The organism is Enterococcus sp. FZMF (assembly GCF_030263915.1).
Lineage (GTDB): Bacteria > Bacillota > Bacilli > Lactobacillales > Enterococcaceae > Enterococcus_D > Enterococcus_D casseliflavus.
The window spans coordinates 3,280,026-3,293,146 of sequence record NZ_CP127160.1 but is presented as its reverse complement, the minus strand read 5'-3'; the positions used below and the strand labels follow the sequence as shown (position 1 = coordinate 3,293,146).

The 13,121-nt window shown below is 44.4% G+C and carries 7 protein-coding genes; 3 read left to right on the top strand and 4 right to left on the bottom strand.

Features of this window, described 5'->3' with window-relative positions:
• Positions 1–18 precede the first annotated feature (18 nt).
• Positions 19–918 carry a ketose-bisphosphate aldolase gene (locus QN079_RS16070; protein WP_005230365.1) on the top strand — a complete coding sequence of 300 codons (900 nt, stop codon included), beginning with the start codon at positions 19–21 and terminating at the stop codon, positions 916–918.
• A 68-nt stretch (positions 919–986) separates the two neighbouring features.
• On the opposite strand, the gene QN079_RS16065 is transcribed toward QN079_RS16070, so the two are convergent.
• Complete coding sequence (locus QN079_RS16065; RefSeq protein WP_289230143.1) at positions 987–2,402, bottom strand: AcpB/EbpR/MafR family transcriptional regulator; 1,416 nt, start codon at positions 2,400–2,402, stop codon at positions 987–989.
• A gap of 298 nt (positions 2,403–2,700) precedes the next feature.
• Between QN079_RS16065 and QN079_RS16060 the strand changes: the two genes are divergently transcribed.
• The gene (locus QN079_RS16060; protein ID WP_289230142.1) at positions 2,701–8,895 is read left to right on the top strand and encodes a Spy0128 family protein; all 6,195 of its coding nucleotides are present in this window, start codon (positions 2,701–2,703) and stop codon (positions 8,893–8,895) included.
• An 81-nt stretch (positions 8,896–8,976) separates the two neighbouring features.
• On the opposite strand, the gene QN079_RS16055 is transcribed toward QN079_RS16060, so the two are convergent.
• Positions 8,977–9,648: a prepilin peptidase gene (locus QN079_RS16055; protein WP_289230141.1), complete on the bottom strand. Its 672-nt coding sequence runs from the start codon at positions 9,646–9,648 to the stop codon at positions 8,977–8,979.
• Between the two features lie 125 nt (positions 9,649–9,773).
• Between QN079_RS16055 and QN079_RS16050 the strand changes: the two genes are divergently transcribed.
• The gene (locus QN079_RS16050; protein ID WP_005230382.1) at positions 9,774–10,262 is read left to right on the top strand and encodes a Dps family protein; all 489 of its coding nucleotides are present in this window, start codon (positions 9,774–9,776) and stop codon (positions 10,260–10,262) included.
• A 40-nt stretch (positions 10,263–10,302) separates the two neighbouring features.
• Here the strand turns inward: QN079_RS16050 and argH are convergent, their stop codons facing one another.
• Positions 10,303–11,682, bottom strand: a complete 1,380-nt coding sequence (gene argH, locus QN079_RS16045) for an argininosuccinate lyase (RefSeq protein ID WP_289230140.1) — start codon at positions 11,680–11,682, stop codon at positions 10,303–10,305.
• A 54-nt stretch (positions 11,683–11,736) separates the two neighbouring features.
• Complete coding sequence (locus QN079_RS16040) at positions 11,737–12,951, bottom strand: argininosuccinate synthase (RefSeq protein WP_289230139.1); 1,215 nt, start codon at positions 12,949–12,951, stop codon at positions 11,737–11,739.
• Positions 12,952–13,121: the final 170 nt, after the last annotated feature.

Sequence of the window (13,121 nt, the reverse complement as noted above, 5' to 3'; positions counted from 1 at the left end):
AGAATGGAGCACACTTATATGTTGATCAATATGAAACAATTACTGACCGTTGCCAAAGAAAATCAATTTGCTGTTGGTGCCTTTAATGTCGCAGACAGCAACTTCTTACGCGTCGTTATCGAAGCAGCGGAAGAAAACGATGCACCAGCCATCATTGCGGTCCACCCAACAGAATTGGCCTTTACAAAGGATGAATTTTTCCACTATGCGGTTTCCAGAGCGAAAAACAGTTCTGTGCCAATCGTGATCCATATGGATCATGGCGACAGTCTGGCGAGTATTATGCGAGCGATCCATTGCGGGTTCAGCTCAGTGATGATCGATGGGTCGTTGCTGCCTTTTGAAGAAAACATTGCTCTGACAAAACAGATTACCGAGATTTGCCATCCGATTGGGGTATCTGTCGAAGGCGAGCTGGGAACGATCGGCAATACGGGAACCTCCGTGGAAGGGGGCGTCTCCGAAGTGATTTATACTCGTCCAGAAGATGCACAAGAATTCATTGAGAAGACAGGCATTGATACACTAGCAGTTGCGATTGGAACTGCCCATGGTATTTATCCAAAAGATATCAAACCGGAATTAAAAATGGATGTCTTGCAAGAAATCAAAGATCGTGTCGATATCCCATTGGTGTTGCATGGCGGATCGGCCAATCCCGATGAAGAAATCGCTCAGGCCGTGGCAATCGGTATCCAAAAAGTAAATATCTCCTCTGACTATAAATACGCCTTTTATAAAAAATGCCGCCAAATCTTAGCAGAAACGGAATTGTGGGATCCAAATGCCATTTACCCAGAATGTATTGAGGCAGCCAAAGCAGTGGTTACGCAAAAAATGACCCTCTTCAATGCAATTGGGAAAGCAGCTCTGTATCGCCAGCAAAACGTCCAGCCATGGCGTAGTGAACAAAATTAAATAGTAAATAAACAACAAAAAACACCCTCAAAAATCGCTAAATTGCGGCTTTTCGAGGGTGTTTTTTGTTATTGCGCATTCTTTTCTTGTAGCTTACGAATCCCTTTTTCCTGAATCTGCTGCGCAATAAAAGCCAAGTCATTTGAAGTCAGATTGATATCCGCATAATGAAACAGATTTTTTCTACTGGAAGGTGTTAGATTGCCGATGATCAGATCATAGGTCTCATCCAGCATAGTCAGAGAAAACGAATCGAGGGGATTTAAGATCGTGATCGTTAGCTGATAGGGAATAAACTGTTGAATTTTCGTCTGGATAAATTCCGTATGGTAACTATTCGTATCATAAAACAAGGCTAAGCGAAAGCCAGCATTGGCGTCGATGATTTCTTTGGCAAAATTGGGAAAAGAAGTATGAAAAATATAAATCAGGTAATTGATCGTACTTGGTCGAATGATCGGTAAACTCGAATGGGTCAAAAGCTGAACGATGTCTTGGTTAACTGCTTGCTGAACAAAATCACAATTAGCAACAAAGCGGGCGAAGCGATCATCCAAAATGCAGTAAGGAACCTGCAGATTGATCCCAAGAAAATAGGAAAAGACGACGGCATCCAGCTTTTCTTCAAAATTGCTTTCACGGTAGTTGTATTTTCGAAACAATTGCTTCGTCAAATGATAAAATTCTTGTTTGGTTTTGCGAAAGACAGCGGGGTCTTGCCCAATGTGCGTCGTGACATAGCCAACCATTTTTTCTACATAGGCACGGGTGTAGCCAGTAAATTCACTCAAGTCGATTTTTTCTAAAAAATACTCGATATGATCCGCATTGGTTTCAGAGGCAGCAAAACGGTCACGCTTCGTATTGATATAGATGACAAAAGCGATCTTTTTGATATCGGAAAAATAGAGATTTAAGGGCGTCGCTGCTGCCATAATATGGGCGATTTTCAAAAATTCCTGTTCTTGATTGATGTTGGCGTCGATAAATTCATATTGGTATTTCTCCAAGAAGAAAATCAGAAAAAATTGGCGAATATTCTTTTCATTGCCTTTTAACTGGATAGGTTTGGTTGCGATAAAGAAATCAAAAGGAGCCAGAATCAAGTTGATCCTCTTGATTAAACGAATAATCGATGATTTGCTTAAATTTAATTCCAGCGCCAGCATATCATAACTGGTAAAACTGGAAGAAAACAATAATTCCAGTAATTGAAACGCAGAAGAACGGTTCAAAAAGTGGCTGTAAATGTCCAAACGAGTAGCAAAGGGATGTAAGTGCAAGCGAACCGCTGAAAAATCATCAAATTGTAAGTCCAGAAACGAAAATTCATTGTCAATTTCTGCGATATAGGTTTTTGCTGAGGACATGGAGATAGAAAATTTCAGTGCTAAATCGTGAAGACTGGTCCCTTGATCGTCCAATAAATACTCAATCAGCTGTAGTTTCTTTTGTGAAGTGGATGATAACAATTTCCGTAACATATTTTCCTCCAAGCCTCCTTTTGACTAAATAGTATCACGTTTTTACATGTATTCAAAAAAATTACCTATTGAATTTTTTTTGAATACATCACCACGTGATAATTTGGGAAAATAGAAGTGTGGGATAGTAGTAACACGTTTGATGCAAGTAGCAAAGACCTAAATCGTAGAATCATGGGGAGGGGGAAAAAAGCAGTTGTTTGTTGGGATATCTTGCTCACTGTTGAACAATTTTATTCGTGGAGCACTTCCGAAATCAATTGAATAAAAAAACTTTATACAAAAGGAATGAATAATCATGAAAAAGCCATTTTCTATCTATATATGTTTGCTGGTGTTGCTTGGTTCAATTGTTTGTGAACCAACGATCATATTGGCGGAAGCACTTAACGCAACCGATAGCACGCAACGGACGACAGAAACGCTAGCAAGTAGCGAAGCAGAGAGCGAAACGATCGATTCAGAAAAAGCACCGACGGACTCATCTGGGACAGAGGAAACACAACCTACGACTACTCAATCTACAGAAGCACCAACTACCGTCTCTAGCGAGAGTCAAGAAACCCAAGCATCTTCGACATTGAATCAAAACAGTATTCAACCGCGAGCACCAGATGCTGAGACGGAAACGGAAGCTTCGGCTACCGCGGAGAATCTTAGTGCCAACCTAAATGAACGGGGCGTGCAGCTATTTGATAATGTTCGGATCACTGACTTAGAGGATCAACCCTTCACTGCCGAAAATCCACCGATGTATAACGGCAACATCAAAATCCATTTTGACTGGTCGTTAGCAGACACGGAAGAAATTCGCGCAGGCGATTATTATACGTATCAATTGCCAGACTATTTTGCCATTCATAATACCGTTAGCGGCGAATTGACTCGTTCTGGCGGACAATCGATCGGAACCTTTACCTTGGATCATGATGGTACATTGACTGTCACGTTTAATGAGGCCGCACAGACATTATCCAATCGTTCGGGGACCATTGATCTGATCACGGAATTAAGTGTGAGTACTGTTACTGAAGAAGTGACGATTCATACTGGGATCTACGATGAAGATGGTCTTGAGATCATCATTACATTGCCGATTTATGAAGTCGATATCATTAAGACTGGTAATGTGACTTCCAGCGGTTCAGTGGTCTGGGAAATTATTTTTAACCAAACCAGTCGTGAATTGCACGATGTGGTGATCACCGATAAGATGCCCCAAGGCTTATCTTATAGTACCTCGACGGGCTACTTGTACGATGAAGCTACCGAAGAGTGGGTTCGAACCGATGGCTTATATACCTTTAACAGCGTCAACAACACGTTTACCTTCAATCAAACCGTCAATCAACCGGTCCGCATCGTCATCAACAGTGCAGTCACCGATCCAACGGCTTCTTCTTTCAAAAACACGGCAACAATCAACGGTAGCGATTTTACCGAAAAAACCGCAGAAGCAACGGTGACCTATGATGAACAATCAGAATACAAACGGTTCAAAGGGTATGATCAAGAAACGAAACGTGCGTCATGGGAAATTTCCGTCACATTGGACAAAGACCAAGCCAAAGTTTTGGATCAGACCTATTCAGGAACGGATCCTGAAAAAGCCCTGCACTTTTTTGTGCCAGAGACTTTGGTGATCACGGACAAAGATGGTAACTCGATTCCAGCAGAAGATTGGTCCTTTGATGGGACGTACCAGCTGGACAAAGAGGGGGAAATCGTACGCTTTGGTATTACGTTTGCCAAAGCCGGTTACTACAAGATTCAATACGATACCCAGCTGTATGAATCGGTTTTAGCCGATACCCGTATTTACAACTACGCTTCGGTCCGCGACAATCAAAATACCTCGTTGACGGGCAGTGGGATCGTGACGCCAACCAAAACGATCGGTGTCGTGAAAACAGCTGGCACCAAAGATTATGAGACAAAGACTGTCGCATGGAAGATTGATGCCAATACGAATCAGCAAACAGTTAGCGACCTGATCATCGAAGACCGCTATCAATTGATTTCTGGCGCAAACAGCAGCGCACTGGCCTTGTTGGCGGATACGCTGGTAGTGACGGCGAGCGGCGTGACCGAGCCTTTGGTTCTTGATACCGACTATACGCTGGAGCTGATCAAAGAAACGAAAACACTGACGGATGGCACAACGAAGGAACTTGAGACGGGTTTTCGCATCAAGTTGCAAGGGGCGTACCAAACGACTTCGGCAATGATCACTGTTAATTTCAAAACTAGCTTTGATATCGTGCAACAGGGTACGTTACCGGGCAGCTCTACCGGACGTTTTAGTAATGCAGCGTTTGTCCATTATAAAGACGAAGCTGGCAATACGTTCACGGAAGCTTCTGAAACCAATACATGGATGGACACCAGTTGGTTAAAAAATGCCTTGAAATACGGCCTATTTATTGGTGAAGGGGAAGATGTCGCTAAAGCGATTACCGCCGTATTAGGTCGGAATCTAGGAACTATTTTTGATGAGCAGACCGCTTCGAGCGATCAAGTCTATTGGATGGGGCTATTCAATACGTACAAAGAAAAAATCAACAAAGATGCAGTCATCACTGACCAGCTGCAAGAAGGCCAAACCTTGAAAGACTTGGCGCTTTACACGGTCACAGTAACTGGGTATACGACGCAAGTCAGAGCGCTGAAAGAACAATTGGTGGAGAACGAGGATTACATCTACACCTATGATCCTGATACGAAGAAAGTTATGATCACCTTGCTGAAAGAAACGTCTGAAACACTGGCGGTCTTCTTGGCAACCGAAGCAGCTGAAGAGGTATTTACCTACAAAAATACCATCACATTGACGGACAATGACACAACCTTGACTGCCGATGGCCAAGTCGACAAGTCCGCAAAAACGGACTGGTTGATGAAAAACGGCAGCCAGAATGCCGACAACAATCGGTTGATCGATTGGGAAATCATGATCAACGCTGACAGTCGTAAAATCCACAATGCGGTAGTGACCGATACCATCAACTACAATCAGCACACCTTTTTACGCGATGCCAACGATGCCGTGATCGTAGAGGTGTATGAAGCGGTCTTAAACAATGGCACTTGGGAAAAAGGAGAAAAAGTCACCTTCACCAACGAGGACAATCCGAAAATCACCTCGGATGTGGTAGCAGGGACGCAATCGTTAGTGATCGCTTTTGAAGAAATGATTGATAAACCGTACTTTATCGTTTATCAAACACAGCTTGATCCTGGGATTTTGAACAATGAACGGGTGGCCAATAGTGTCAATTTAACGGGTAGTGAGATCGAGATTCACACAGTGACCAAAGAAATCACCATCAAATCGACAGACGGCAGCGGAACCTCTTCTGGGACGAATGGCTCCTTGACGATCGTGAAATACGATGCCGATGGCACCAAAGAACGAGGGATCGATGAAGAAGCGGTTTTCCAATTAAGCCGCAAAAATGCGCAAAATACCTATGAAGTCATCTTGTCGAATCTGGTGGTCAAAAACAATCAAATCATGGAAAACGGCAACGCCATTGATCGGATCGACAATCTGCGTTACGGCGATTATATGATCCAAGAAATCACCGCACCAGAAGGATACGAACGAGATGCGACTCAGTACACCTTCACTATCTCTGATAAAGAAGTCAATTATGTCTTTGAGCTAGCCAACAAGCGAGAAATCAAAGAAACGACCCATACTTTGAATGTCCAGAAGCTGCTTCATGGACGCGAGCTGAAAGACGGCGAATTTACTTTCTACCTGGTGGATGAAGCTGGCTCTGTGATTCTAACCCAAACCAATGACGGTAACGGACAAGTCACCTTTGACGACATCACTTACAATGAGCCTGGCGATTACCATTACACGATTCGGGAAAAAGCCGGCGATGATCCAACCATCACCTATACTGACAAAGAACTAAAGGTAACTGTGACGGTGACAGAAGAAGACAGTCAGTTGATTGCGACAGCAGTCTATGAAGGCAATCAAGTCTTTGAAAATGACTATACACCAAAAGCTGGCAGTGTCGTTTTGAATGCTGAGAAAATTTTGACGGGTCGAAGCTTGCAGGCAGAAGAATTTGACTTTGAACTAGTTGATGAAGCAGGAACTGTGCTTCAGACAAAAGCCAATGATGCCACTGGCAAGATCTACTTTGACGCTCTTCCTTACGATAAAGCAGGTGAATACCGCTACACCATCCGTGAGAAAGCAGGAACTGACGGTACCATCACCTACGATGCAAAAGAACTTGCGGTAGTTGTGACCGTCACGGATGAAGATGGGCAGTTGACTGCAGTAGCGGAATATGAAGGCAATCAAGTCTTCGAAAACAGCTATCAACCAAAAGCTGGTAGTGTCGTACTAAGTGCCGAGAAAGTCTTAACTGGTCGTACCTTACAAGCAAATGAATTCGATTTTGAACTAGTCGATGAAGCAGGCAACGTACTTCAGACAAAAGCCAATGATGCCACGGGCAAGATCTACTTTGACGCGCTCCCTTACGAGGAAACAGGTGAGTATCACTACACTATCCGTGAGAAAGCAGGAATTGATGGCACGATTACGTACGATAGGAAAGAACTGGCGGTAGTTGTTACTGTAACGGATGAAGACGGACAGTTGACTGCAGTGGCGGAATACGAAGGTAACCAAGTCTTTGAAAACGACTATACGCCAAAAGCTGGCGGTGTGGTGCTGAATGCTGAGAAAGTGTTGACGGGTCGCGCGTTAGAAGCCAACGAGTTTGCCTTTGAACTAGTCGATGAAGCAGGCGATGTAGTACAGACGAAAACCAATGATGCAACTGGCCAAATCTATTTCGATGAATTGGCGTATGACAAAGTCGGCGAATACCGCTATACGATTCGAGAAAAAGCTGGTGCAGATAGTACCGTTACCTATGATACGAAAGAAATTGGCGTTGTTGTGAGAGTCACCGATGAAGACGGGCAACTGGTGGCAACAGCAACGTATGAGGGCAATCAAGTCTTTGAAAACGACTATACGCCACAAGCAGGCAGTGTCGTACTAAGTGCCGAGAAAGTCTTGACCGGCCGCACCTTACAAGCAGAAGAATTTGCCTTTGAACTAGTGGATGAAGCAGGGAACGTTCTTCAAACAAAAGCCAATGATGTCACTGGCAAGATCTACTTTGATGCTCTTGCATATGACGAAGCGGGCGAATACCATTACACCATCCGTGAGCAAGCTGGCAGCAATAGTACGATCACGTATGATGCAAAAGAACTTGCGGTAGTTGTGACCGTAACGGATGAAGCTGGACAGCTCACGGCAGTTGCCGAATACGAAGGCAACCAAGTCTTTGAAAACAGCTATCAACCACAAGCTGGCAGCGTCGTACTAAGTGCTGAGAAAGTATTGATGGGCCGTACCTTGCAAGCAAATGAATTCGATTTTGAACTGGTGGATGAAGACGGAACTGTTCTTCAAACAAAAGCCAACGATGCCACGGGCAAGATCTACTTTGACGCGCTCTCTTACGAGGAAATAGGTGAGTACCACTATACCATCCGTGAGAAAGCAGGAATTGATGGCACGATTACGTACGATAGAAAAGAACTGGCGGTAGTTGTCACTGTAACGGATGAAGACGGACAGCTCACGGCAGTTGCGGAATACGAAGGCAATCAAGTCTTTGAAAACAGCTATCAACCACGAGCTGGCAGTGTCGTGCTAAGTGCCGAGAAAGTATTGATGGGCCGTACCTTGCAAGCAAATGAATTCGATTTTGAACTGGTGGATGAAGACGGAACTGTTCTGCAAACAAAAGCCAATGACGCAACCGGACAAATCAGTTTCGATGCTCTTGCATATGACAAAGCAGGTGAGTATCACTACACCATCCGTGAGAAAGCAGGAATCGATGGCACGATTACGTACGATAGGAAAGAAATGGCGGTAGTTGTCACTGTAACGGATGAAGACGGACAGTTGACCGCAGTTGCCGAATACGAAGGCGATCAAGTCTTTGAAAACAGCTATCAACCACAAGCAGGCAGTGTCGTACTAAGTGCGAAGAAAGTCTTGACGGGTAGAGACTTGCAAGCCAACGAATTCGCATTTGAATTAGTGGATGAAGCTGGAAAGGTTCTGCAAACCCAACGCAATGACGCAAATGGAACGATTACCTTTGATGCATTGACGTATGACGATGCTGGGGAACATCGTTACACGATTCGTGAAAAAGCTGGCAACGACGCCACGATCATCTACGATGAAACCATCTATCAAGTAACGGTCACCGTCAAAGATCAAGCAGGAAAATTAGTGGCTGAAGCGGAGCAAACGGCAGAGATGGTATTCAACAACCATGTCAAAGAAGGCAAAACACCGAAGCCGGGAACTGACAACTTACCGAAAACCAATGACACTACGACCGCTGGTTGGGTCGTCTTGGGACTGTTGTTAGTAGTAATTGCAGTAGGCATCTACCTTGATCGCAAAAAACGGACGCCGTTATCATAGGCAGGGGAAGCAACAGAGCAGAAAGAGAAAGCGGGATGAGGCCAACTTGTCCCGCTTTTTCCTGTCCCGTTTTTCTTCACTTCAAAGAAAAAAACCGTCAAAAGTATGAAACGCTAGAAAGCGAACAATCAGCAAACCAAGACTCAAGAAGGGGACGAAGGGCAACTGCGCCAATCGTTTCTTCCAGATGCCCTGATAGCTAAAAAAAGCGAAGAGACCAAGACTGCTGGCTACTAGTAAGAGGGCCAAAAGGGTCGTTGGCACTAGCCAAATGCTCCAACCTGCCAGCACTAAGAGATCGCCGCCGCCCATTTTTTCCTGCCAGACAAAAAAGACCAGTGGAACCAGCAAGCCTAAAGATAGCCATTGAAAAGAAGCGCCGCTCCTAAGCTGTGCCAGCGCTAGCAGTAGGTGGGCGGGGTACAGCAGTTGCGGGTAGACGCTATAGTCTATCAAGTCGGTCAAGCTGAGTAAAAAGGCACTGGTCAGCCAGACAAAGGTCAGGAAGCTTTCGGAATCATGAAAGGCAAACCCGCAAAGTCCGCCATAGCACAAGCAGGCGAAAACCCAATAAAACGGGGGTGAAAGCCATCTTGTAGGAAGGAGAAGAAACCAATGGTTATCCGAAACTTTGTTCACTTTCTGGTAGTGAGAACGAGAATCACTTTTTGGTAGATTCCAAAACAGGGTTTGTAAGAGCAAAAGCCAAAAGAAGCCGAGTAAAGCGCCTAAAAAAAACACGAAAATCGTCATTTTTCGTACCCCCTCATAAAGAAATACGTAAGAGAGTGAGAAATTTTCTCAAATAGATGATTTTGTTGTACTTTTTAATTGTTTCGTATTATCCTTAAAATAGATAATTTAGAGGAGGAATCGTTATGAAATTTGAACAAACAAAAGAAGTATTAAACCAACTTGTTGCTGATTTAAGCCAAATGGCTATGGTCGTTCACCAAACACACTGGTACATGCGTGGACCTGGCTTTTTGACATTGCATCCAATGATGGACGAATTCATGGATGATCTAAATGAGCAATTGGATGAAGTTTCTGAACGCTTGATTACATTAGACGGTTCACCATATTCAACTTTGCGTGAAATGGCAGAACACACTCAAATCCCTGATGAAGTGGGTAACTGGGACCGCACGATTCCAGAACGCTTAGCTACATTGGTGGAAGGTTACCGTTATTTAGCGGACTTATACCAAAAAGGGATCGAAGTATCTGGTGAAGAAGGCGACGATCCAACCCAAGATATCTTCATCGGCTTCAAAACAGCCATCGAAAAACGTATTTGGATGATCCAAGCGCACTTAGGCGAAGCGCCATTGATCGATCCAGCGAAATCTCGCGTACGTCATTAATCCACAAAAAAACCAGCGAAGAATTTTCTTCGCTGGTTTTTTACTTGCCCGCCAATAATGCTTTGGCGGCTTCAATTTGCTGTGTCACTTGATCAAAACCGGTGCCGCCATAAGAATGACGATTTTTGACGGCGGTATAGGAGTCAAGTTTTTCAAAAATATCGCTGTCAATGGCAGGATGGATCGCTTGGTATTCTTCCAAGGAAACATCTTGCAGATAGATGCCTTTGCTCAAACACTCGCTGACAAGTTTGCCGACGATCTCATGGGCTTGTCTGAAAGGCACGCCTTTGCCAGCTAAGTAATCCGCTAATTCTGTTGCGTTGGAAAAATCCTTTTCAGTGGATTCTTGCATCCGTGCTTGATTGACCTTCATCGTTGCGATCATGCCTGTCATGATCTGCAAGCTTTTCGTGATGGTTTCGGCACTGTCAAACATGCCTTCCTTGTCTTCTTGGAAATCTTTGTTGTACGCCAGCGGCAAGCCCTTCATGACCGTCAAAAGGCCAAAGAGGTTCCCATAGACACGTCCTGTTTTTCCACGGATCAGCTCCGCCATGTCAGGGTTTTTCTTTTGAGGCATGATGGAACTGCCAGTGGAGAAGGTATCGGTCAGTTCCACGAATTGGTACTCGTGGCTGCACCAAAGAATCAGCTCTTCACAAAAACGAGACAGATGCATCATCAATAAAGAGGCGTTGCTTAAAAATTCCAAGATAAAATCACGATCGCTGACCGCATCTAGGCTGTTGTTGTAAATATTGCTGAACCCTAACTCTTGAGCGGTGAAGGCACGATCGATGGGGAAGGTAGTTCCTGCCAAAGCAGCACTGCCTAAAGGCATCACATCGATGCGGCTCAAACTCTCACTGAAACGCTCTTGGTCACGCGTCAGCATACTGTAATAGGCTAAGAGGTGATGGGCAAAAGAAATCGGCTGTGCATGCTGCAGATGGGTATAACCGGGCATGATGGTGTAGATGTTGGCTTCGGCTTGTAAAACCAGCGCTTCTCGCAATTCAGCGATCAAAGTGATCACGTCTTGCACGACTTCTTTCAAATACAAATGCATATCGGTCGCCACTTGGTCATTACGACTACGGGCAGTATGCAATTTGCCTGCCACTGGTCCAATCAATTCATGCAAGAATGTCTCGATGTTTAAATGGATGTCCTCATTTTCAATCGTGAAGGTCAATTCGCCAGCGGCTAATTGCTGCTGAATCGTGGTCAAGCCGCCAATGATCGCTTCGCCATCGGGTTGACTGATGATGCCCGTATGGACCAGCATTTTGACATGTGCCAAACTGCCAAGAATGTCTTGCTTTGCTAACTTTTGATCAAACGTGATGGAAGCCCCAAAAGCATCGATCCATGCTTCATTTTTCCCATCAAAACGTCCGCCCCATAATTTTGCCATATTCTCACCTCAAAAAAAGATTACGGCTGAAGCGGCAGCTTCAGCCGTGCATACTTAAATCAATGTTTCTGTTAGTTGCTGTTGTGCTTGGATCTCAGCGTGCACTTTGCTTGGCAGTCCCCATAATTTGATGAAGCCGATAGCCGCATGCTGATCAAAGGTATCTGCAGAAGTATACGTTGCTAAGTTTTCATCGTACAGGCTGTTTTCAGATTTCCGTCCTTCACAAATGACGTTGCCTTTGAACAATTTCAAACGCACGATCCCGTTGACGTAGACTTGCGTGCTTTTCAGGAAGGTAATCAAGGCTTCCGTTAATAGATTGAACCATAAGCCGTCATAGATGACTTGGGCTAATTGCTGCTCGATGATTGGTTTGAAATGCGCCAATTCCCGGACAAAGACCAAATCTTCCAATTCTTTATGAGCCGTCATCAAAGCGATCGCTCCTGGACATTCATAAACTTCCCGTGATTTGATCCCCACCAAACGATTTTCGATATGGTCGATCCGACCAATGCCATGCTCGCCAGCCATCCGGTTTAGTTTCATGATCAATTCTGCTAGATTCATCGTTTCGCCATCAATGGCGGTCGGTACCCCTTGATCAAAGGTGATCTCAACGATCGTCGGTACATCAGGGGTATCTTCTAATTCTTGCGTGATGGCGTAGGCCCCTTTTGGCGGCGTTGCCCAAGGATCTTCTAAGACGCCGCACTCACAGGCACGTCCCCATAAGTTTTGGTCGATGGAATACGGATTGTCCAAATCAGCGGGAATCGGCACTCCTTTTTCAGCCGCATAGGCAATCTCTTCTTCTCGGGACCATTTCCATTCCCGAACCGGTGCGATGACTTTCAAGTGAGGCGCTAAAGCAGCGATCGCCACTTCAAACCGAACTTGGTCGTTGCCTTTACCAGTACAGCCGTGGGCGACGGTCGTTGCGCCAGTCGCTAATGCCAACTCCACCAATTTCTTGGCAATCAATGGACGAGACAAAGCGGAAACAAGAGGATAAGAATTTTCATAAAAAGTATTGCCTTGTAAAGCGATCAAAGCAAAATCTTGGGCGAATTCTTCGCGGGCATCGATGGCATAAGATTCAATCGCGCCAACTGCCAAAGCTTTGTCTTTAATGGATTGGGTATCGCGACCTTCACCGATATCTAGGCAGCAAGCCACCACATCATATCCTTGGTCCGTTAACCATTTAATTGAAACGGAGGTATCTAATCCTCCAGAATAGGCCAATATTACTTTTTCTTTCATACTTATTAACTCCTTTTCCGCATGTTTTCAAGTGATTGAAGCTATCTTATCAGAATAAAAATAATAAATCAAGGGAAAAATTAAATATTTATACATAAAAATGGTGATTATCAGGTTTTTATACTATTATCGATGGTTAAGGAAAAGAAGTGGATGCTCACTTTGTTAAT

Coding starts and splice junctions, on each gene's coding strand:
- QN079_RS16070 (WP_005230365.1), top strand. CDS start 19: ATGTTGATCAATATGAAACAATTACTGACCGTTGCCAAAGAAAATCAA.
- QN079_RS16065 (WP_289230143.1), bottom strand. CDS start 2,402: ATGTTACGGAAATTGTTATCATCCACTTCACAAAAGAAACTACAGCTG.
- QN079_RS16060 (WP_289230142.1), top strand. CDS start 2,701: ATGAAAAAGCCATTTTCTATCTATATATGTTTGCTGGTGTTGCTTGGT.
- QN079_RS16055 (WP_289230141.1), bottom strand. CDS start 9,648: ATGACGATTTTCGTGTTTTTTTTAGGCGCTTTACTCGGCTTCTTTTGG.
- QN079_RS16050 (WP_005230382.1), top strand. CDS start 9,774: ATGAAATTTGAACAAACAAAAGAAGTATTAAACCAACTTGTTGCTGAT.
- argH (WP_289230140.1), bottom strand. CDS start 11,682: ATGGCAAAATTATGGGGCGGACGTTTTGATGGGAAAAATGAAGCATGG.
- QN079_RS16040 (WP_289230139.1), bottom strand. CDS start 12,951: ATGAAAGAAAAAGTAATATTGGCCTATTCTGGAGGATTAGATACCTCC.